The organism is Xylanibacter ruminicola 23 (assembly GCF_000025925.1).
Classification (GTDB): domain Bacteria; phylum Bacteroidota; class Bacteroidia; order Bacteroidales; family Bacteroidaceae; genus Prevotella; species Prevotella ruminicola.
Genome location: NC_014033.1, coordinates 2,176,036 through 2,198,702 on the forward strand (window position 1 = coordinate 2,176,036; position 22,667 = coordinate 2,198,702).

Sequence of the window (22,667 nt, forward strand, 5' to 3'; positions counted from 1 at the left end):
ATTTTTACCGAATTACGAAAACTTTGGCTATATATTTAGGTTTTATTTACTATAAAACCATAAAAAAAGGTGGGGTTTTAACGCCCCACCTTGAGATTATCGGTATCGATGTCGCCTGAGCCACTTTTATGTTTGTTCATGGATTGAACAGTGCCTCGGAGGTCGATATCACCCGAGCCCATGAGCTGGGCATCGACTGAGCCACAGCCTTTTGCAAACTCTACATTCACATCACCAGAGCCACGCAGGGTGATACGGGTAGAGGCGGCATTCTGCTGGCGCAGGTTGATATCACCCGAGCCAATCAATGTCACATCAGTCTCGCGGGTATCGAGGTTGCGGATAGAGGCATCGCCTGAGCCTACTACCTCGAGATTGCAGCGATCGCACAGCAAAGACGAGAACTGGATGTCGCCAGAGCCCTTTAAGTTGATGGTGATATTATCGGTATCCACGGTTCTCTCGCTGATAAAATCACCTGAGCCAGCCAAGGAAACAGATACGAGATCGGGTGAAGTAACGTACACAGCCAGCGTGTAATCGCCACCGAAATTGATGTTGAACATGCCTATCTTACCACGATTGCGGATGGTGAGTTTGCCATCAGACACTTCAGTGATGATGTTATCAACAATATCCTTAGGACCTTTGACCTTGACCGAGAACGAGTCGGCCTGCTGGTAGTAAACAGTGGGTGAGCCATACACCTCGATTCCCTCGAAACCACGTAATGAACGACTCTCGGTAACCTTTGGACCGAAATCACCAAACTTAAACGACATATTTTCGCGACTGCAGCTGCAAGAAGTCAGCAGAAACGCAATGAAAACGAAAAATAAATACTTTATTTTCATTAAACATTAAAGATTTAACATGAAACATTAAATTAACTTTCTCTGACTGTTAGACGGAGTAAACAGCAGAAAAGTTGCAAGGGGGCGAAACTTTTTTTTAGCTTAATGGCAGCTCGACCCAGAAACGCGAGCCATTATCAAGCACAGAATCGACACCAATGCTACCACCTAAGCTCTCGACATGACTCTTGGCTACCGACAGGCCTAAGCCAGTGCCAGGCACATACTCATCGACCTTGAAGAAACGTTCGAAGATGCGCTCCTGATGCTCCTCGGCAATACCCTTACCTGTATCGAGCACCCACAGCAGGAGCTTGTCGCCTTGCTGCAAGTCGAAGCCCAAGGTGATAGAACCCTGTGCGGTGAACTTGACGGCATTCTGCATGAGGTTGTTGACAATCTCCTTGAACTTGGTGATATCGGTGTTCATCAGAATCTCGGGATAAGGGAACTGGGTGGCCAGAACCACGGTGCTGCCATCTACCATGGTGCGGTAGTAATCGGCAATCTCCTGCAGCACAGGCACGATATTGGTCTGCGACTTGACCAGACTCTTGGCCTCGGCCTCGACCTTCGACATGCTGACCAGTCCATCGATAATATTAAGCAGCTTATAGTTATTTTTCTGGATTTCGGAGATGAGTTGGTTACGATCCTCCTCGCTCTCAACTACCGGCAGCAAGTCGGCAAAACCTACAATGGCATTGAGCGGCGTACGGATTTCGTGACCCATGTTTGCCAGGAAAGCGGTCTTCAAGCGGTCGCTCTCCTCGGCCTTGTTACGGGCAGCAATCAGGTCGGCCTCCATCTGCTTCTGCGCATCGATACGCATAGAGGTTCCTACGATACGGGTAGGATTGCCATCCACATCGCGGGCAGCAATGGTACCATAACTCTCCTCCCAATAGTACAGGGCACCCTTACCCAGTTTTACACGATACACCTCGTGATAAGAAGGCGAGGCACCGGTACAGATTTTATCGATGGCCATCCACACACGCTGGGCATCGGCCCTATCGATGACATTGGTGAGATCTTCGATAGGGAATTCGGGCGGACCCACCAAGCCACCTTTGTTATCACGGAAATCGGCATCTACATAAAGCATCTTGGTAGGCACATCGATATGCCACGTACTGAGCTTCATGGCCTTGAGCACAAACTCGGACTCGACATTGTTCTGGCGCACCTTTTCGAGCTCGACCAACTCGGTCTGGAGCTTACGACCAGCGCGACGCTGAACAAAAATCATGATGAACAGCCACAAGAACAACAACGCACCGCCCAACCAAAGGGCCGGAACGAGGTACGGACTTTCCGATTGCGTGTATAGTAGCAAATTATACATCTTGGGTTTTGAATTAATGTGGCAAAAGTAAGGAAATTATTTGGAAAACGAGCATTTTTTGGCCGTTTTTTATAAAAAACGAAGATTTTTTGTTAGATTAACAGTAAAAAAGCGCATTTTTGGGCGAACTTTCATTACCTTTGCACGCTGTAAACTATTAGAAATGGAGCAAAAGTTTGAATTGATCGCCAAAACGTTTATGGGACTGGAACCTGTACTGGCGAAAGAGCTGACCCAAATGGGGGCTAACGATGTTGAAATCGGTAGACGAATGGTTTCGTTTACGGGTGATAAGGAAATGATGTATCGTGCCAACTTTCAGTTGCACACGGCTATCAGAATTCTGAAGCCAATACGCCATTTTAGAGCTAAGAGCGCAGACGATGTGTACGAAGAGATCAAGAAGATTGACTGGACTGAATATCTGGGTACCGACAAGACCTTTACGGTTGACTCGGTAGTCTTCTCTGAAGAATTCCGTCACTCAAAGTTTGTTTCGTATAAAGTAAAGGATGCGATTGTTGACCAATTCCGCGAGAAGACGGGCAAGCGCCCCAATATATCGGTGGCCAACCCTGACATCCGACTGAACATGCACATTGCTGAAGACAAATGTACGCTGAGTCTCGACTCGAGCGGTGAGAGTCTGCATCGTCGTGGCTACCGCCAGGAGAGTGTAGAGGCACCACTGAACGAGGTGCTGGCAGCTGGTATGATTCTGCTGAGCGGATGGCAGGCCGATACTGATTTTATCGACCCCATGTGTGGTAGCGGTACCCTGCTGATTGAGGCTGCCCTGATAGCCAAGAACATGGCACCAGGATTGTTCCGCAAGGAGTTTGCCTTTGAGAAGTGGCCTGACTTTGATGCCGACCTGTTTGATGAGATTTACAACGACGAGAGTCAGGAGCGTGAGTTTAACCACAAGATTTACGGCTACGACATCGACATGAAGGCTGTGAACACCGCCCGCATGAATGTGAAGGCAGCCGGACTGAGCGATATCATCACCGTAGAGCAGCAGGACTTCAAGAACTTTACACAACCTGCCAACAAGAGCATCATGATATCGAACCCACCTTATGGTGAGCGTATCTCGACGCCCGACCTGTTGGGTACCTACAAGATGATTGGTGAGCGACTGAAGCACCAGTTCAAGGGCAACGACGCCTGGATACTGAGCTACCGCGAGGAGTGCTTCGACCAGATTGGTTTGAAGCCCAGCATCAAGATTCCCCTTTACAACGGCAGTCTGGAGTGCGAGTTCCGTAAGTACCAGATGTTTGACGGTAAGCTGAAGGACTTCCGCTCGGAAGGTGGCGTGGTGAAGACCGAAGAGGAGAAGCGCCAGATGGCCGAGAAGCACCGCTTTAAGAAGGAGCGCGAGTTTAAGAAGCGCCTGGAAGAGAAAGAGGAGAACGAGGAGGCCGATATTCTGAACTTTACTTTCCACAAGCACGATCTGGGTAGAAACCGCGGCGGACATGAGAGCTTTGACCGCAGTGGTAAGGACCGCAAAGAGCGTAAGGAGTTTAGCAAAGGCGACCGCAAGGAGTTTGGTAAGGGCAAGGACCATAAGGACTTTAAGCGTGGCGGCAAGCGCGACTTTAGCAAAGGCAAGGACTTTGGAAAGAAGAGGAGATTTGACGATGATGAAGATTAAACTGATGGTGGCCGCACTGGCCATGATGATGACTGCCACAACCATGAGCGCTCAGGATAAGAAACTGTTTACACTCGAAGACCTGAACTTCGGCGGTAACAACTATGCCAACCTGCGTCCACAGAACATGTGGCTGACATGGTGGGGCGAGCAGCTGATACAGCAGGATGTAGAGGCCTGCTACACCATCAACACCAAGACAGGTAAGAAAACCCTGCTGTTTACACTCGACGACATCAACAAGTGGGCAGGCAGTGATGATACCAAGTACGTGCGCCACCTGATGAACGCCACATTCCCCTACCCCAACAAACCTATCGTGAAGTTGGGTAACAGGAAGGCGGTGATACTGCTCGACTTCAAGGCCAAGCAGATTATCTGGCAGGACAGCATAGCCGGACAGCAGGCCTACGACTGGAACGCCACCTCGCGTGCCACAGCCTATGTGGAGAACCACCAGCTGTATGTGGTGGATGGTGCCGGTAAGAAGCACCAGCTGAGCACAGACGGCAGCCGAGAGATTGTGTACGGTCAGAGTGTGCATCGTAATGAATTCGGTATCGACAAGGGTACCTTCTGGAGCCCTGATGGTAGCAAGCTGGCTTTCTATCGCATGGACCAGAGCATGGTAACCGACTACCCACAGGTAGATATCTTCCCACGTAACGCCAGTTACGAGCCCGACAAGTACCCCATGGCTGGTATGACCAGTCATAAGGTGACCGTGGGTGTGTTTGACGTGAAGAGTGGTAAGACCGTATATCTGCAGGCTGGTGACCCAACCGACCGTTATTTCACCAACATCAGTTGGGCTCCCGATGCCCAAACGGTGTATATGCTGGAGCTGAACCGCAAGCAGAACGACTGCCGATTGGTATCGTACGATGCCAACACAGGCGCCAAGATAGCCGAGTTGTATCGTGAGACATCGGAGAAATATGTGGAGCCACAGCACCCCATCGAGTTCCTGCCTTGGGATGCCAGCAAATTCGTGATGCAGAGTCAGAAGGATGGCTACAACCACCTGTACCTGATGGATAAGAGCGGTAAGCAGCTGAAGCAGATTACCAGTGGCAAATGGGTAGTGATGGAGGTGTTAGGCTTTAACCTGAAGGACAAAGCAGTGATTATCGCCTCGAACGAGTTGAGCCCCCTGCAGCGTAACCTCTGGGCTGTAAACATCAGCACTGGCAAGCGCACCCTGCTGGATAACGGTAAGGGCGTGCATCGTGGTGAGCTGTCGGCAACAGGTGCCCTGTTGTTCAACAAATATCAGGAACCCACCGTTCCTAATAATATTGAAGTAACCAGCACCCACCACCCATCACCCATCACCTTATTGAAAGCCGCTGACCCCTGGGCAGCCTTCGAGCAGCCCATCTATGAGAACGGTAGCATCAAGGCCGCTGATGGCACTACCGATTTATATTATAGAATGGTGAAGCCACACGACTTTGACCCCAATAAGAAATACCCCACTGTGGTGTATGTGTATGGCGGACCTCACGCCCACAACGTAGACGCCTCGTGGCACTGGGCCAGCAGATCGTGGGAGACCTACATGGCACAGAAGGGCTACATCTGCTTTATTATCGACAACCGTGGCTCGGAGAATCGCGGACGTGACTTTGAGCAGGCTACCTGGCATCAGTTAGGACAGGTAGAGATGCAGGACCAGATGAAGGGTGTGGAGTTTCTGAAGCAGCAGTCATACGTGGATACAAACCGACTGGGTGTACACGGCTGGAGCTTTGGTGGATTCATGACCATCAGTCTGATGACCAACTACCCCGACGTGTTTAAGGTAGGTGTAGCAGGCGGTCCGGTGATTGACTGGAAATGGTATGAGGTGATGTATGGCGAGCGCTATATGGGTACCCCACAGGATAACCCCGAGGGTTATGCCAAGAGCAGTCTGATCAGCAAGGCCAAGAACCTGAAGGGCAAACTGCAGATTATCACGGGTTATAACGATAACACCGTGGTGCCACAGCACTGCCTGAGTTTCCTGGATGCCTGCATCAAGGCCGGCACACAGCCCGACTTCTTTGCCTACCCAGGCGAGGAGCATAACATGCGTGGTCATGCCTCAGTGCACCTGCACGAGCGCATCACCCAATATTTTGAGGATTACTTGAAATAACAAATTGTCAAATCGTAAATAGTCAAATCGTCAAATATGAAAATCTTACTGTTAGGAAGTGGCGGACGTGAGCACGCCTTAGCTTGGAAAATTGCTCAGAGTGATAAATGCGAAAAGCTTTACATTGCCCCAGGTAATGCCGGAACCAGCAACTGCGGAGAAAACGTAAACATGAAGGCCGACGACTTTGAGGCCATCAAGCAGTTCGTAGTTGAAAAGGGCATTCAGATGGTAGTGGTAGGTCCTGAGGATCCATTGGTAAAGGGTATCTACGACGACCTGAAGGCTGATGAGCGTACCAAGAACGTACCAGTGATCGGTCCCTCAAAGGCAGGTGCCGTGCTCGAAGGATCGAAGGATTTTGCCAAGGCCTTTATGGAGCGTCACCACATCCCCACAGCCCGCTATCAGACCTTTGATGGCGAACACCTGGAAGAGGGACTGAAATTCCTGGAGACACTCGAAGCCCCCTATGTGCTGAAGGCTGATGGTCTGTGCGCTGGTAAGGGTGTGCTGATTCTGCCTACACTCGACGAGGCTAAGAAAGAGCTGAAGGAGATGCTGGGCGGTATGTTCGGTAATGCTTCGAGTCGCGTGGTGATCGAGGAGTTCATGAGTGGTATCGAGTGCTCGGTATTCGTGCTGACAGACGGTAAGAACTACAAAATTCTGCCCGAGGCCAAGGACTACAAGCGTATTGGCGAGCACGATACTGGTTTGAACACCGGTGGTATGGGTAGCGTGAGCCCCGTGCCTTTTGCCACTAAGGAGTGGATGCAGAAGGTAGAGGATCGCATTATCCGTCCAACCGTAGAGGGTCTGGCAGCTGATGGCATCGACTACAAGGGCTTTATCTTCTTCGGACTGATTAACCGCACCAACACCCCTAGCAAGGAGGCTGAGCCATACGTGATTGAGTATAACTGCCGTATGGGCGACCCAGAGACTGAGAGCGTGATGCTGCGCCTGAAGAGCGACCTGGTTGACCTGTTTGAGGGTGTGGCCGAGGGGAACCTCGACCAGCGTGCCATCGCCTTTGATGAGCGTGCAGCCGTGTGCGTGATGCTGGTATCGGGTGGTTATCCACAGGAATACAAGAAGGGCTACCCCATCACAGGCATCGAGGATGTGGAGGGCAGCATTGTATTCCACGCTGGTACAGCCCTGAAGGATGGCGAAGTAGTGACCAATGGCGGACGCGTGATTGCCGTATCATCATATGGTAAGGACAAGGCCGAGGCCCTGCAGAAGTCGTTCGAGGAGGCACAGAAGATTCAGTTTACTGACAAATATTTCCGTCGTGACATCGGAGCGGACTTGTAGTGAATAGTGAAAAGTGAATAGTGAAAAGATTTCAGAATAAAATAGCTGAGAGCCGTCGCACGTTGCCGATTACCATCCTGTATGGTGTCGGCATCTGGCTTTTGGCGGGGTTGGTACATCAGGGTTGGTGGTTCCAGTTCCTGTGTTTCTTTGCATCGGTATATGCCATGATTCACCTGAACAACATCAACATGCTGATACGTATCTACAGTCGCTCGGTTTCGGTATTTTATATTCTGTTGGCTTGTTCGGCCACCTGGATGTTCGGATCCATCCTAGGTACGGTGCAGGTGCTCAGCATGGTAATAGGCTTGTTGCTGCTGTGCTCGTGCTATCAGGACCAGAAAAGCGTGGGACGCACGTTCTACCTATATATGCTCATCAGCATTGTGAGTCTGTTGGAACCGCACTTCCTGTTGTATGTGCCCATCTTCCTGTTGCTGATGGCCACCACCATCTACTCGTTGAGCTGGCGAACCTTTTTCGCAGCACTCATCGGACTTGTTACACCCTACTGGCTCTATACCGGTTGGCGACTCTACATCTACAGATACCAGCCTGAGATGGCTTTCGACAATCTGAACCGCTTTACCGAGGTACAGTGGAGCACCGACTATAGCGCTGTAAACACTCAGCAGTGGGCGTATCTGGCTTTGTTGGTAGTGCTGTTTATCGTGGGTACCATCCACTTCTGGATGAACAGTTACAAGGATAAGATACGTGTGCGCCAGATATACAACAGTATGATGATGCTCACCATCTACACCCTGCTACTGATGGCTGTGCAGCCTCAGCAGTACGACACGTTTATTGGTATGCTCACCATCGTGGTGTCGCCCATCGTGGCCCACTTCTTTACGCTTACCAATAGCCGACTGAGCAACCTGTTCTTTATCGTAACCATGGCCACAATCCTATTCCTAACAGGCATGAACCTATGGATTTCATCATCAGCTTTCTAACCCAATACGGCTACTGGGGCATGCTGTTGGCTGCCTTCCTGGCTGGCAGTTTCTTTCCATTCTCGAGCGAGGCTGTGATGGTGGGACTGATGGCCACAGGACTTGACCCATGGAGCCTGATGATATACGGTACCATCGGCAACGTGCTGGGCAGCGTGTTCAACTACGGTGTGGGACGTATGGGTAAGATAGAATGGATAGAGAAATACCTGCATGTAAAGAAAGAAGACCTTGACAAAGCCCACCGCTTTCTGGCAGGTCATGGTGCATGGATGGGGTTCTTTGCCTTTCTGCCTGTGTTAGGCAGTGCCATCACCATCGCTTTGGGACTGATGCGATCGAACGTGGTGATTACGTTCATAGCCATTACCCTAGGCAAATTATTCCGTTATGTGGTATTAATCTATGGTGCAGGATTGTTTATGTAAGTTAATTCTCAATTATCAATTGTAAATTATCAATTATATTTATTACCTTTGCACCACCAAACGCGAATTTTAACGTTAAAGTAAAAAAATAATTTGTAATGAAACAATTTAGATTAGTAGACAACACGTTGGGCTGGCTGACATTCCTGATTGCGGCCTTTGTCTATTGTTCTACCATCGAGCCGACAGCCTCGTTCTGGGACTGTCCCGAATTTATTACCACTGGTTATAAACTGGAGATTGGTCACCCACCTGGGGCACCTTTCTTTATGTTGACAGCAAACCTGTTCTCGCATTTTGCCAGCGATGCCACCCAGGTGGCCCGTATGGTAAATACCATGAGCGCCCTGCTGTCGGCTACGTGTATCCTGTTCCTGTTCTGGACCATCACACACCTGACACGCCGACTGCTGATTAGCAACTGGAGCGAGCTCAGTATGCCCAAACTGATTGCCATCGAGGCATCAGGCATGGTAGGTGCCTTGATCTACACCTTCAGCGATACCTTCTGGTTCTCGGCTGTTGAGGGTGAGGTTTATGCCTACTCATCGGCCTTTACCGCTGTGGTATTCTGGCTCATACTGAAATGGGAGGATCAGGCCGACGAGCCTCATAGTGATCGCTGGCTGATTCTGATTATGTATATGACAGGTCTCTCGATTGGTGTACACCTGCTGAACCTGCTGTGTGTGCCTGCCATTGTGCTGGTATATTACTACCGTCGTTTCCCCGATGCCAACCTGAAGGGTTCGCTCATCGCACTGGCAGTATCAGTAGTGATCCTGGCTGCTGTGCTATATGGCGTAGTACCTGGTATCATCACTGTGGGTGGCTGGTTTGAGCTGTTCTTTGTGAACACCCTGGGCATGCCATTCAATACGGGTGAGATTATCTACCTGATTCTGTTGGTATCGTGCGTCATATGGGCAGTTTACGAGACCCAGACACAGAAGCACTCGCTGACTATCCAGAACCTGGCATTCCTGCTGTCGGTAGGTATGTTGGGTATCCCCTTCTACGGTTGGGGCTGGTCGGCCTTCCTGATTGGCGTGGTAGTACTGGCAGTACTGTGGTTCCTGTTGAAATACACCCGCGAGAAAGAGTTGCTCATCACAGCCCGCATGAAGAACACCATGCTGCTGTGTATGCTGATGCTGATGATTGGTTACTCGAGCTACGCGCTGATTGTCATCCGTTCGTCGGCTAACCCACCTATGGACCAGAACTCACCTGAGGACATCTTTACGCTGGGTGATTACCTGGGACGTGAGCAGTACGGACAGCGTCCGTTGTTCTACGGACCCGCCTACACCTCACAGGTAGCTCTGGAACAGGACGGCAACTACTGCAAGCCTGTGATGAGTAAGGGTAAGCCCGTATATCAGCGTAAGGAAAAGGCTACTGCTGATGAGAAGGACTCGTACTTTGTAGTACGCACCAAGGATGAATACAAGTATGCACAGAATATGCTGTTCCCACGTATGTACGATGCCGGTCATGCTGCCGCTTACGAATCGTGGATGGGTGGTGTTGATGGCTCGCAGGTGCCTTACGACCGCTGTGGCGAACAGATGATGGTGAAGGTGCCCTCACAGTTGGAGAACCTACGTTTCTTCCTGAGCTATCAGTGTAACTTTATGTACTGGCGCTACTTTATGTGGAACTTTGCCGGACGACAGAATGATATCCAGGGCAACGGTGAGCTGGAGCATGGTAACTGGATTACCGGTTTCTCGTTTATCGATGATGCACGCCTGGGCGACCAGAGCATGCTGCCTACAGAGCTGAAGGAGAACAAGGGACATAACGTATTCTACTGCATGCCACTGATACTTGGTTTGCTGGGCTTGTTCTGGCAGGCTTGGTACACCCGCAAGCGTAAGACCGTGGTGAACGGCGTAGAGAAGACCGTTGAAGAGCCTATCGGCATTCAGCAGTTCTGGGTGGTATTCTTCCTGTTCTTTATGACAGGACTGGCCATCGTAATCTATCTTAACCAGACACCTATGCAGCCACGTGAGCGCGACTATGCCTACGCTGGTTCGTTCTATGCCTTTGCCATCTGGTGTGGTATGGGTGTAGCTGCCATCATCGACTGGCTGAACCGCAAGCTGAAGAAGGAGAACCTGGTAGTGGCCGCTGTGATTGGCGTTGCTTGTCTGCTGGTGCCCATCCAGATGGCCAGTCAGACTTGGGACGATCACGATCGCTCGGGTCGTTACTGCTGTCGCGACTTCGGTCAGAACTACCTCATGACCTTGCAGGAAGAGGGTAACCCCATTATCTTTACCAATGGTGATAACGACACCTTCCCATTGTGGTACAACCAGGATACTGAGGGATTCCGTACCGACGCACGTGTATGTAACCTGTCGTATCTGCAGACCGACTGGTATATCGACCAGATGCGTCGTCAGGCTTATGACTCACCTTCAGTGCCCATCACCTGGAGCCGACTGGAGTACTGTGCCGGTACCAACGAGTACGTGCAGGTTGACCCATCGCTGAAGGCTGAAGTAGAGAAACTGTATCGTGAGAACCCAGAGGAGGCTAAACAGAACTTTGGTGAGAAGCCATTCGAGCTGAAGAATATCCTGGAACGTTGGGTTCGTTCGAAGAATAAGGATCTGCATGTGATTCCTACAGATACCGTATATGTAACCATCGACAAGGAGGCTGTTCGCAAGAGTGGCATGATGATGGCTGCTGATACCATCCCCGATCAGATGGTGATCTCGCTGAAGGGTAAGAACGCCCTGTACAAGCAGGACCTGATGATGCTGGAGATGATTGCCCAGTGCAACTGGACACGTCCTATCTATGTAGCTACTACCGTAGGTTCGGAGAACTACATGAACCTGGGCGACAACTTTGTTCAGGAGGGCTTGGCTAACCGTATCACCCCATTCACCACCAACGCCCCTGGTGCCAAGAACTTTGATACTGAGAAGACGTATAACAACGTGATGAACAAGTTCAAGTTCGGTGGTGTGGACAAGGCTGGTATCTATCTTGATGAGACTGTGATGCGCATGTGCTATACCCACCGCCGACTGCTGTCGCTGTTGGCCATGAACCTGGTTCAGGAGGGTAAGGACAAGCAGGCTAAGGCTGTATTGGCCAAGGCAGAGAAGGCCCTGCCAAGCTACAATATCCCACACGACTACCAGAGTGGTTCGCTGGATCTGGCCAAGGCATACGCCCTGACTGGACAGCCTAAGAAGGCCCAGCAGATTATCGATAACCTGTGGAAGAAATCGACTGAGTACATGCTGTGGTACTGCTCGCTGAGCACTGACCGCTTCGCCATGTCGCAGCAGGAGTGCATGGTTCACATGTATATCCTGAACCAGATTCTGAATCTGGAGTCGGTTGTTGACGAGAAGCAGGCCAAGGAGAAGGAAGCACAGTTTAAAGCCATCGGCAATCTCTACGAGACCAAAGGTGGCACATACGGAGAGTAAATCATGTTTATAGAGCAACCCGCTATCTATCTGCGCTGGCTCTATCCAAGAGCATACTGGCGAATGGACCGTCGCGTGAAGGCAGTGTATCTGACCTTCGACGACGGTCCTATCCCAGAGGCTACCCCATTTATTCTCGATACCCTGAAAGAGTTTGGTGTGCGTGCCACCTTCTTCATGGTGGGCGACAACGTACGCAAATACCCGGAACTATACAAACGTATTCTGGCTGAGGGCCATCAGGTGGGCAACCATACCCACAACCACATAGGTGGTTTGCGCCATACCGTGAAGGAATACAGCTACAACGTGGAGAAGGCCAACGCCTATATACACAGTCACTATGTGCGTCCACCACACGGTTGGATGCGTATGGCACAGTATGCCTGGCTAAGCAGGAAGTACAAGATTGTGATGTGGGACCTGGTGACCCGCGACTACTCGAAATGGATGACCGCCGAAGATGTGGTGCATAATATAAAGAGGTACGCGCGTAACGGCTCTATCATCACCTTCCACGACTCGCTGAAGAGTATCAACAAACTGAAGACAGCCCTACCAGAGTCGCTACAATGGCTGAAGGATCAGGGCTATGAGTTCCGTATCTTCCCATGAAATAGAACGCAAATACACAACTAAATGGCATCAACAATATGAAGAGATTACTAACAACTTGCTTATTAGCAACAACATTCACAATGACAACAAATGCTCAAGTACAGCTCCGCGCCGATAATATCGACGAGGTAATCAAGGCTATGACCCTTGAAGAGAAAGCCAAACTACTGGTTGGCGGTGCTAACAACTTTTTCAGTGACAATGCCGTCGTAGGTGGCGAGGCCGACCTGGTGGCTGGTGCTGCAGGTACATCGCCTGCCATCCCACGTCTGGGCATTCCTGCCACAGTGCTGACCGATGGTCCTGCCGGCGTGCGTATCGACCCGACACGTAAGGGAAGCGACAAGACCTATTATGCCACAGCCTTCCCTATCGGCTCGTGCCTGGCTTCGACCTGGAACACCGACTTGGTGAACAAGGTGGGACAGGCTATTGGTAATGAGACCAAGGAGTATCGCTGCGACGTGATTCTGGGTCCTGGTATGAACCTGCATCGCAATCCCCTGTGCGGACGTAACTTTGAGTACTACTCGGAGGACCCTCTGCTGACAGGTAAGATTGCAGCAGCCTACATACAGGGTGTGCAGAGCCAAGGTGCCGGTGTGAGTGCCAAGCACTTTGCCATCAACTCACAGGAGACCGACCGTACCGCTGTAGATGAGCGCGTGAGTCAGCGTGCTGCCCGCGAGCTGTATCTGCGTGGTTTCGAGATAGCCGTACGCGAGAGTAACCCTTGGACCGTGATGTCGTCGTACAACCAGATTAACGGTCAGTACTCGATGGGTAACCGCGACCTGCTGACCAAGATCCTGCGCGAGGACTGGGGCTTTAAGGGTATCGTGATGACCGACTGGATTGGTATTCGCGAAGGTCTGCCTACCATCACTGAGGTACAGGCCGGTAACGACCTGATGGAGCCAGGACAGCCTGCACAGGTGAACGAGATTATCGAGGGTGTAAAGAGCGGTAAGCTCGACATCGCCGATGTGGATCGTAACGTGCGTCGCATGCTGGAGTATATCGTGAAGACCCCAAGCTTCAAGAAGTATCCTGCCTCTAACAATCCCGACTTTGTGGCGCATGCCGCCATCACCCGTCAGAGTGCCAACGAGGGTATCGTACTGCTGAAGAACAACGGTACACTGCCTTGGAAGAACGGCAACATTAAGACCGTGGCCCTGTTTGGTGAGAACTCATACGACTTCCTGAGCGGTGGTACCGGTTCGGGTTGTGTTCACCCACCTTATGTGGTTGACATGCTGGAGGGTTTGAAGAATGCCGGCATCAAATCGAGCGAGACTCTCACTGACATCTATCGCAAGTATATCGAGTTTGCAAGAGTAAAATTCCAGGCTGAGCGTCATCCTGCCAAGTGGTACCAGAACGAGTACTTCGGACAGCAGAAATATCCTGAGATCGGTCTGGATCCTATCTGTGTAAATAAGGAGGTGAATGGTGCCGATGCAGCTATCATCACCATCGGTCGTCAGGCTGGTGAGGGTGTGGATCGCGACATCAACACCGAGTTCAACCTGAACGCTGAGGAGCGTGCCCTGATTACAAATGTGTGCAACGCTTTCCACGCTGCAGGCAAACCTGTGATTGTAATCATCAACTCGGGTAGTGTGATTGAGACTGCCTCATGGAGTGGTTATCCCGATGCCATCCTGTGCGCTTGGCAGCCTGGTATGGAGGGTGGTAACTCGATTGCCGACCTGCTGACTGGTAAGGTGAATCCTTCGGGTAAGCTGACCATGACATGGCCTATTGCTGCAACTGATCATGCATCGACCAAGAACTTCCCTGGACAGATTGACGACTACTCGCTGCAGCAGATGATTGGTAACAAGACCCCAATCCCTGGACATGCCTACACCAACCATGAGGAGGATATCTACGTAGGTTATCGCTATTTCGACACCTTTGGTCGCGATGTGGCTTACCCATTCGGATTCGGACTGAGCTACACCACCTTCGCCTTCTCAAAGCCTGTAGTAAAGGCCAAGGGTAAGGATGCTGTTGAGGTGAGCATCACCGTTAAGAACACCGGTAGCGTTAGTGGTAAGGAGGTGGCTCAGGTATATGTGAAGGCTCCTAAGGGCAACCTGGAGAAGCCTGCACAGGAGCTGAAGGCCTTTGCCAAGAGTCGTGAGTTAAAGCCTGGCGAGAGCGAGGTGCTGACCATGACCATCCCTGTACGCATGCTGGCCAGCTTTGACGAGGCTAACAGTCAGTGGTTGACCGAGGCTGGTACCTATACCTTCTGTATAGGAAATAGCAGCCGCAACATTGCTGCGACTGCTACACTTAAGTTAGGTGAATATACCGAAAAGACTACGAATGCACTGGCACCTCAGCACAAACTGAATCTGCTGAAGCAGTAAGCACGTCGCATCTTTTTAGAATGATATTGTTAAGGAGCCGCCAATTACGAAAGTATGGCGGTTCTTTTTTATATGTGTGGTCACAGGCGACATCTCCGATATCATGTCAGCAGCATATGCCGGATCTATCTCCTGCATCATCTCCGCAAAGTCGAAATATGTCGGGAGAGCCGAATGCATGAACTGTGTGGGATTATACTCCAACGTATAGGTCTTACGGGCCATATCATAATCTACAAACAGGCGCCAGGCATAATTCTCCTTGTAGGCATAGGTCAGCGAGATACCTGTTCCCCACTTAAAGGTGTTGTTGGCATTCAGCGTAAAGTAATCCCATTTGGTATCGTAGGTCTCATCTGTCTCGTAGAAAAAATTGGGATCATCATCCAAGATGGCCATGGGGTTGACATCCACCACCTTACCCTGGTAATGGGCAGAGAGATTCAGCTCCTGCATGATACTACGACCGGCCAGCAACTTGGCGCCCATAGCAAAACGCTTAGAGAGTGGCAGATTGAAATACACACCAAGGTCGGCAGCGAACTCTGTCAGGTGGTCGCTCTCAATCGTAAACTGAGGCTGTTTATCAGCTGTTCTGAAGACGATATTATTCAGTGGTCTCAGGTCCATGTCGGCATCAAGATCCTTAAACATCTCCTTCACATCCTGGTCGGCATAGTTCAACACGCGGTCCCAGCCATTGATAGGTGTGCTATTCACACGCAGACGACCACCCACACCAACATACTTATTGAAGAAATAGGCACCCTCGGCAGATACGGCAGTAGAAGCACCAAACTTCAGGTTAAAGTTGTCGTGGGCATCACTCATGGTCTCCGCACCGAAGTCGAGCGATTGCGAACCTAATCCTAATCCCATCGAGATAGAGAAGAACGATGGATGGTCGATGATGCTACGCTCGCTGATGGCATCGCCACGCAACAGCCCCTTACCCTTGAAAATCAGGTCGCTCATGGCATAAGCCAACTCACCCGACATGATACCTACACCAGCACCTGAGAGCACATCGCTTACCCAGTGACGGTTGTTCAGCACACGCATCACACCAGTAGCTGTGGCCACACCATAACCAGCCACAGAGTACCAAGGCGAACGGGTTAAGCCATACTCCTTATGCAGAATGGTAGCACCCACAAAGGCTGTTGCTGTATGACCGCTGGGCCATGAGTTACGTGTAGAACCATCGGGGCGCATCTCCTTGGCGGTGTACTTAATACTGTTGACAAACAAGGCCATGAAACCATACGACATAGCTGTAGAGGCCAGATAACGCCCCCAATCACTACGCCCCTCTACACCAGCAATCTTCAAGCCAGTAGCCATCACCGGACCAAAGAACTGGGTGTAGTTATCAATCTCGGTCTTAAAGTCGGTCACCAGTGTGTGCTTGTTCTCACTGGTGTTCTGACGAAACGATTTCTTCTCGCCCTTGGCAATGATACCAGCCACAAACAAAGGGATACCAGCAAAGGTGAGATCGTCCATCACCTTATAGGGTTTTACACCAGGGTTGGTACGCATCCACGTGAGCTGATATTTCTCGCTGCTACCCATCAAAGGCGACATGGGCAGTTCCAGTTCCTGACGATAGGCAGGGGCAGCCTGACAGTCGAGCTTCATCTCCATCTCAGGCGTCTGCAACTTCAACGGTTCCAGATTGATATCAAGATCAGCGGCTTTTGCTACGTTGCCCATAGCAAACATCATGAGTAATACAAAAAAAGTTTTCTTCACCGTTATAATTATTTAGATTAGAATGTTTACCTATTTATAATTGCAAAATTATGAAAAAATTGAGATAACCGGGTGGATTTCTGTTTTAATTTTTGTTAATTCTGCCAAAATTCCAAAAAATATCGTATCTTTGCAGACATAAAAGGGACGTTTTGTTATGAATGATTAAAAACTACGATTATGATGCATAAGTACGAAGAAGCGGTACGCTGCTTGTTATGCGAGGATGCTCCTTGCACCAAAGCGTGCGGTAAAGGTGACGTGGCCAGAGCCATCCGTGCCATCCGATTTGATAACGAAAAGAATGCCTGGCGCTGGGTAGCGGGTTGTACTGACGACGATCTGTTACGTGCCGAACAGGCGTGTATCCACTACGATCAACCTATCAGAATCAAGGAACTGCTGGCAGATTGCGCATCTGCCAAGGAACAGACGGTTGATGCCATGCAACAATCGCTGGGTATCACATTCTGCGGCATTGACTGCGAGAATCCATTCTTCTTAGCATCATCGGCCGTATGTACCAACTACGATATGGTGGCACGCGCCTTTGAGGCTGGTTGGGCAGGTGTGTTCTATAAGACCATCTGTAAGCAGGATATCCGTGAGGTATCGCCCCGTTTCGATGCAGTAAAGAAAGGCACTACCTTTGCGGGATTCCGTAACATGGAGCAGTTGTCGGAGAATCCCTATCAGGTAGATTTCGACATTCTGCGCCGATTGAAGCAGAACTACCCCACCAAGGTGGTAATTGCCTCGATTATGGGACAGTTTGAGGAGGAGTGGATAGAGCTGGCCAAGCTGGCCGAAGAGGCTGGCTGCGATGCAATAGAGTTGAACTTCTCGTGCCCACAGATGCGACTGGCAGGTATGGGTAGCGACATCGGTCAGGATCCGGAGTTGGTGAACTTCTACACCAGCTATGTAAAACGTAGCGTAAAGATTCCTGTGATACCCAAGATGACACCTAACATCACGCAGATGACCCGTCCGGCTATGGGGGCTTACTTTGCTGGTGCCGATGCCATCTCGGCTATCAACACCATCAAGAGTGTGACCATGTCGAAAGAGGCTGAGGTGAGCGGTAAGCAAACCCTATCGGGCTACAGCGGACAGGCTGTAAAGCCCATTGCCTTGCGCTTTATCCTGGAGATGAGTATGGATCCTGTGATTAACGGTACACATGGCAGAGCCATAGAACTGAGTGGTATAGGTGGTATTGAGACATGGCGCGATGCCGTGGATTTCATACAGTTAGGTTGTAGGAACGTACAGGTTTGTACCGCCGTGATGCAGTATGGCTATCGGATTATAGACGACCTGGTATCAGGTTTGCAGACCTACCTGACAGAACGAGGATTTGAGAAGTTAGACGACCTGGTAGGCGAACAGCTGCCCAACTTTGTGAGACCATCCGACCTGGATCGCGACACCATGGTATATCCCAAGGTGGACCATGAGCGCTGTATCGGTTGCGGGCGCTGTTATATCTCGTGTATGGATGGCGGACACCAGGCCATTGCGTTCGAGGAGCGCCAGCCACGCATCATAGGCACCAAGTGCGTAGGCTGTCACCTATGTCGACTGGTATGTCCCACTGGGGCCATCGGACTTACCAAACGTATTCCAAAAAAGAGATGAACAGAATAATCGTTATACTTTGTCTGTTGCTTGGTACTATAACCATGCAGGCACAAAACGCATTTGTAGGTCAGCATCGCTATAATGGTGAGCATAAAAACGAGATATCGGGCTATGCAATAGCAGGTAACAACGTGGTTGTTAGTGGCTATGGCGGTTTCGGTCTCTCGTATAAACGGCATTTGAATGATCGTTGGCATGTGGGGGCTGATGTTCAACAACAGTGGGGCAAGCAGCTCTACTCGAACGACGTGCAGGGTGGTTACCGGTTGCCCGTCTGGTGGGGTGATATCTATATAGATGGCAAACTGATGTACAACCGCTACAATCGCTGGAATGCCAACGAAACTATCGGGAACCTCTCTCTGACTTGGGAGATGCCGTATTTCTATCTGCGAGTAGGTGAATCGTATATTCATTGGAAAACCGGTGACTTCGGCTATACCGAACCACTGACTCTTACCTTCGGATTCGGAGCCATGATTCGTCCACGTACCAACTCATGGAATATTGGACTCTTTTTCCGTAACTACGACGATTTCTATTATGAGAACTGGAACATCAACTGGGGACTGAATTTTTACGGGAGACTGACCAAACAGATGTACTTATTTGGCGAACTCAATATCCGTCCCGCTGGCAGTATGAGTCAGTTGGCCAGTAAATACGAAACATCGGGAAAATTAGGACTTAAATACGCATGGTGACAATGAAGACTACACATTATATATTATTAGGAGCTGTACTGCTGGTGCTTTCGGCTTGCGACAAAGTGAGTCCGATTGGAGTATTGGTAAGTGGCACGGGTGTTGAGGATCGTGTTAAGATGTCGAATGCCTATTATCAGGGTCATAAGGGTGAAGGTAGTATGCTCAGTGGTTATGAAGGGGATGAATACACATTCTTAGTGGGTGCCGACAGTCATCTGACAACCGATGATGGTCGTATGCGCGAAATGCTACAGATTGCGCTCGACAACAACGATCTGCTGATAGCGCATCTGGGTGATATCGCCGATACCAAAGCAGAATACTACATCATACTTGAAGACCTGATAGATGAGTATCGAGAGAAATATGCGAAGAAATACTACGCCGAACAGTATTTGAACGATGAAAAATTCTCGCTTGATCAGGTGAGATATCCCTTTTATCCAGTGGTGGGCAATCATGATATCACACATAATGGATGGGCATTGTGGTCGAACATATTCCACTCATCGTTCTATGATGTCTATGTGCTGGTAAATCTCGATCCTCCTCAGTTAGATCATTTTATTTTCCTCGACTCGGCCAGTGGTACGTTGGGACGTGAACAGGTCAGACTATTAGAAGAAGGCGTATTGAATGATTATTATGATACAGGTGAGAAAATAATCCGTCATACCTTCGTATTCAGTCATACCAATATCTTCCGTCCGCGATCAGTAGAGTTCGCCTCTACCTTCCCGCGTGAGGAGATGTTCTTCCTGTTGAACAAGTTTAGTGAGTGGGAAACGGATATGGTATTCCTAGGGCATGTGCATAAATGGGACTATCAGAAAGTAGGCGATACCGAATACCTGACGCTCGACTCGATGTGTGAGGCCAACAATCCCCAACCTGGCGATTATCTGGTTCGTGTGCATGTGAAGAAAGACGGCACTATCAGTTGGGAGAAGGTTAGAATGAATTATACCAAAAAATAAAAAAAGGGCGCGCATCAACTGCGGGCCCTTTTGTTGTTAACTATTCGTTTAACATCTACTAACAAAGTTTTTAAAACCAACTACTAACTAAATTCGATTGCAAATATACAACATTGTATGACTGTTTGCAAGTATTTTAACAATATTTACCCGCAGAAATCAAAAAAGTACGCATCTTTGCAAAATGACGACTGCAAGTTATACAATTTTGCCTTAGGTATATGCGCATAAAAAATGTTAAAGTTTTAATTATCGTCCCGACTAATCGAAAAATATCGTATCTTTGCAGCGAGATTTTAAGACAATTTAAGCTATTATGCCAATTAAGAAATACATTCAGCCTGTTTATATACTTGCAATGTGCTTCGTGATTCTACTCACAAGCAGTTGCAAGCGCCAAGCAAATGCGACTGCCACAGTGGTTGCTCCTGATGATGCCAGTGGCTTTGTAACACTGACCGATGCTGTACCCGATGCCATCCTGGAGATACGTTACTTTGGTACCTACAACTTTGTGGGACAGCGTATTGATGGTTATCTGGAACCCACAGCCCTGCTCACCAAGCAAGCAGCAGACAGTCTGCGTGCAGTGAGCGACGACGTGAAGGCGCAGGGTTACCGACTAAAGATTTACGATGCTTATCGTCCACAAAAGGGTGTTGACCATTTTGTACGTTGGGCAGAGGATATACCTGATACACTGATGAAGCGCTACTTCTACCCCGACTTAGACAAGAGCGTACTGTTTGAGCAGGAGTATATCTATGAGAAGAGCGGACACACACGTGGCAGCACGGTTGATCTGACCCTGTTTGACATGAACACAGAGAAGGAACTCGACATGGGTGGCACCTTCGACTGGTTCGGACCAGAGAGTCATCCTGACTTCTGCGGTAATCCCGAAACAGGCGATTACACGGGTGACAACTCGAAGTCGCCCCAGGGCCGTAAGATTACCGAAAAACAGTTTAATAACCGCATGATACTGCGCAACGCCATGCTGGCACATGGTTTTAAACCACTCGACAGCGAATGGTGGCATTTTACACTTGAGAACGAACCATATCCTGATACCTATTTTACTTTTGAGGTGAAACAGCTAAAACAAAAATAAATAGGGAAGGAAAATCTAACGAATGAAAAAACGAAAGGGGGAGATGCTGTCGTCGCGACGGGGTCTCCCCCGAACTTATATAATAATACACGTATGATTGCCTCAACCACCCTTACATCGAGAGTGTTTCAGCAACAAAATCGCAGAAGGCTGGTCTTCAGACTTTCCTCCACTATCCGACGCCTTCTCGCTCAAAACGGGGCAATGGCCTATAGTCGGACAGCCATAATGGAGTTCACTGCTGCGGGACAGTCGGAGATTCTCACTCACATTCCCAATTAAGCACAGTTACGTGCACCTTCGCGGGTGATATTACGCAATATCACCAGTTATCCCTCGGCCGACGCTTCGGCTTCGGTATCTTGTGTCAGCAAATCGGCAATAGGCAGCTGACGGTCGATAGCCGTATGGAACGATATCAGCGTCTCACTGCTTGAAAGGCCGAGTGGCTGCAGCTTATCATGGATAATAGTAAGCAGATGGTGGTTATTGCGGGCATAGATCTTGATAAACATATCAAAGTTACCCGTGGTAAAGTGGCACTCCACCACCTCAGGAATCTGCTTCAGTTGTTCAAGTACCTCGTCGAACTTAGCGGGGTCTTTCAGGTTCAGACCAATAAAGGCACAGGTCTCGTAGCCCACGCTTTCGGGCTCAATCAGGTACTGGGTGCCCTTCAGTACACCCATGTTGTTCATCTTCTGGATGTGCTGGTGAATAGCAGCACCACTTACATTACAAGCACGAGCCACCTCCAGGAATGGAATACGGGCATCGGCGGCTATCAGACTCAGAATCTGCTTGTCGAGTTCGTCAATTTTTACCATAGCAGTAGTTATTTTTTGATTTCTGTTGCACTATAATTAATCTTCAAGGCATAGGCCTGTTGCAGCTGGCGTTTCACCTCGCTGACCAAACCCATGGGGGCCTTTTTATCAACACGCAGACTAACGGTGAGTCGCTGTTGATTCTCTTGAGAGAGCCCACTACGAATCTCTTCGATACGGGCTGGAATATCGCCTGGCTGTACGATGTCGTTGTTGAGCTGTACATGCCAAGCCTCACCTTTATGGCCGATATAGATGTTTACCACGGCCTGCTTATTGGCTAACTTCTGCACCTCGCTGCCCTGAGGCACCTGCAGGCGCACCTTTACCTCGTCGCTACGCATGTGGGTGACAATCATGAAGAAGAAGAGCACCGTAAAAATCAGGTCGGGCATCGAGGCCACATTGAGAGATGGCACACTGCGACGAGTCTGACTGAACTTGCTACGCATAGGT

The 22,667-nt window shown here is 49.7% G+C and carries 17 protein-coding genes and 1 riboswitch; of the genes, 12 read left to right on the forward strand and 5 right to left on the reverse strand.

Features of this window, described 5'->3' with window-relative positions:
• Nucleotides 1–77: 77 nt before the first annotated feature.
• Both PRU_RS09335 and PRU_RS09340 read right to left on the reverse strand, forming a co-directional pair.
• Nucleotides 78–782, reverse strand: coding sequence for a head GIN domain-containing protein (locus PRU_RS09335; protein WP_049769129.1), 705 nt, complete (start codon nucleotides 780–782; stop codon nucleotides 78–80).
• Between the two features lie 169 nt (nucleotides 783–951).
• Nucleotides 952–2,106: a sensor histidine kinase gene (locus PRU_RS09340; protein WP_013063465.1), complete on the reverse strand. Its 1,155-nt coding sequence runs from the start codon at nucleotides 2,104–2,106 to the stop codon at nucleotides 952–954.
• 259 nt (nucleotides 2,107–2,365) lie between these two features.
• On the opposite strand from PRU_RS09340, the gene PRU_RS09345 reads away from it, so the two are divergent.
• From PRU_RS09345 to PRU_RS09380, 8 genes are all read left to right on the forward strand, one after another.
• Nucleotides 2,366–3,865, forward strand: a complete 1,500-nt coding sequence (locus PRU_RS09345; RefSeq protein WP_013065162.1) for a THUMP domain-containing class I SAM-dependent RNA methyltransferase — start codon at nucleotides 2,366–2,368, stop codon at nucleotides 3,863–3,865.
• Nucleotides 3,855–6,008 (forward strand): S9 family peptidase, encoded by a 2,154-nt coding sequence (locus PRU_RS09350; RefSeq protein WP_041386771.1) that lies wholly within the window; start codon nucleotides 3,855–3,857, stop codon nucleotides 6,006–6,008. The genes PRU_RS09345 and PRU_RS09350 overlap by 11 nt, the downstream gene beginning before the upstream one ends.
• Before the next feature lie 36 nt (nucleotides 6,009–6,044).
• Nucleotides 6,045–7,331, forward strand: coding sequence for a phosphoribosylamine--glycine ligase (gene purD, locus PRU_RS09355; RefSeq protein WP_013063155.1), 1,287 nt, complete (start codon nucleotides 6,045–6,047; stop codon nucleotides 7,329–7,331).
• Nucleotides 7,332–7,351: 20 nt separating this feature from the next.
• The gene (locus PRU_RS09360; RefSeq protein ID WP_013064817.1) at nucleotides 7,352–8,293 is read left to right on the forward strand and encodes a hypothetical protein; all 942 of its coding nucleotides are present in this window, start codon (nucleotides 7,352–7,354) and stop codon (nucleotides 8,291–8,293) included.
• The gene (locus PRU_RS09365; RefSeq protein WP_013064215.1) at nucleotides 8,269–8,721 is read left to right on the forward strand and encodes a YqaA family protein; all 453 of its coding nucleotides are present in this window, start codon (nucleotides 8,269–8,271) and stop codon (nucleotides 8,719–8,721) included. Before PRU_RS09360 ends, PRU_RS09365 begins: the two co-directional genes overlap by 25 nt.
• Before the next feature lie 98 nt (nucleotides 8,722–8,819).
• Nucleotides 8,820–12,185 (forward strand): DUF2723 domain-containing protein, encoded by a 3,366-nt coding sequence (locus tag PRU_RS09370; RefSeq protein WP_013063283.1) that lies wholly within the window; start codon nucleotides 8,820–8,822, stop codon nucleotides 12,183–12,185.
• 3 nt (nucleotides 12,186–12,188) lie between these two features.
• Nucleotides 12,189–12,800 (forward strand): polysaccharide deacetylase family protein, encoded by a 612-nt coding sequence (locus PRU_RS09375; RefSeq protein WP_013064529.1) that lies wholly within the window; start codon nucleotides 12,189–12,191, stop codon nucleotides 12,798–12,800.
• A gap of 38 nt (nucleotides 12,801–12,838) precedes the next feature.
• The gene (locus tag PRU_RS09380; protein ID WP_041386050.1) at nucleotides 12,839–15,187 is read left to right on the forward strand and encodes a glycoside hydrolase family 3 C-terminal domain-containing protein; all 2,349 of its coding nucleotides are present in this window, start codon (nucleotides 12,839–12,841) and stop codon (nucleotides 15,185–15,187) included.
• A 15-nt stretch (nucleotides 15,188–15,202) separates the two neighbouring features.
• On the opposite strand, the gene PRU_RS09385 is transcribed toward PRU_RS09380, so the two are convergent.
• On the reverse strand, nucleotides 15,203–16,942 hold the full coding sequence (locus PRU_RS09385) for a phosphatase PAP2 family protein (protein ID WP_143040032.1): 1,740 nt from the start codon (nucleotides 16,940–16,942) through the stop codon (nucleotides 15,203–15,205).
• Between the two features lie 180 nt (nucleotides 16,943–17,122).
• On the opposite strand from PRU_RS09385, the gene preA reads away from it, so the two are divergent.
• The 4 genes from preA to PRU_RS09405 all read left to right on the forward strand — a co-directional run bounded on the left by preA (nucleotide 17,123) and on the right by PRU_RS09405 (nucleotide 21,384).
• Nucleotides 17,123–18,583 carry an NAD-dependent dihydropyrimidine dehydrogenase subunit PreA gene (gene preA, locus PRU_RS09390; protein ID WP_041386051.1) on the forward strand — a complete coding sequence of 487 codons (1,461 nt, stop codon included), beginning with the start codon at nucleotides 17,123–17,125 and terminating at the stop codon, nucleotides 18,581–18,583.
• Complete coding sequence (locus PRU_RS09395) at nucleotides 18,580–19,290, forward strand: hypothetical protein (RefSeq protein ID WP_143040031.1); 711 nt, start codon at nucleotides 18,580–18,582, stop codon at nucleotides 19,288–19,290. Before preA ends, PRU_RS09395 begins: the two co-directional genes overlap by 4 nt.
• 2 nt (nucleotides 19,291–19,292) lie before the next feature.
• Nucleotides 19,293–20,270 (forward strand): metallophosphoesterase family protein, encoded by a 978-nt coding sequence (locus PRU_RS09400; RefSeq protein ID WP_013063052.1) that lies wholly within the window; start codon nucleotides 19,293–19,295, stop codon nucleotides 20,268–20,270.
• Nucleotides 20,271–20,586: 316 nt separating this feature from the next.
• A complete protein-coding gene (locus tag PRU_RS09405) occupies nucleotides 20,587–21,384 on the forward strand; it encodes a M15 family metallopeptidase (RefSeq protein WP_013064601.1) in 798 nt (265 codons plus the stop codon).
• A gap of 131 nt (nucleotides 21,385–21,515) precedes the next feature.
• Nucleotides 21,516–21,701, reverse strand: a riboswitch (cobalamin riboswitch).
• 12 nt (nucleotides 21,702–21,713) lie between these two features.
• On the opposite strand, the gene PRU_RS09410 is transcribed toward PRU_RS09405, so the two are convergent.
• Both PRU_RS09410 and PRU_RS09415 read right to left on the reverse strand, forming a co-directional pair.
• Nucleotides 21,714–22,211, reverse strand: coding sequence for an Lrp/AsnC family transcriptional regulator (locus PRU_RS09410; protein ID WP_013065330.1), 498 nt, complete (start codon nucleotides 22,209–22,211; stop codon nucleotides 21,714–21,716).
• An 8-nt stretch (nucleotides 22,212–22,219) separates the two neighbouring features.
• Entirely contained in the window at nucleotides 22,220–22,663 is a 444-nt protein-coding gene (locus PRU_RS09415) for an ExbD/TolR family protein (protein ID WP_033150144.1), read from the reverse strand.
• Between the last annotated feature and the right edge of the window lie 4 nt (nucleotides 22,664–22,667).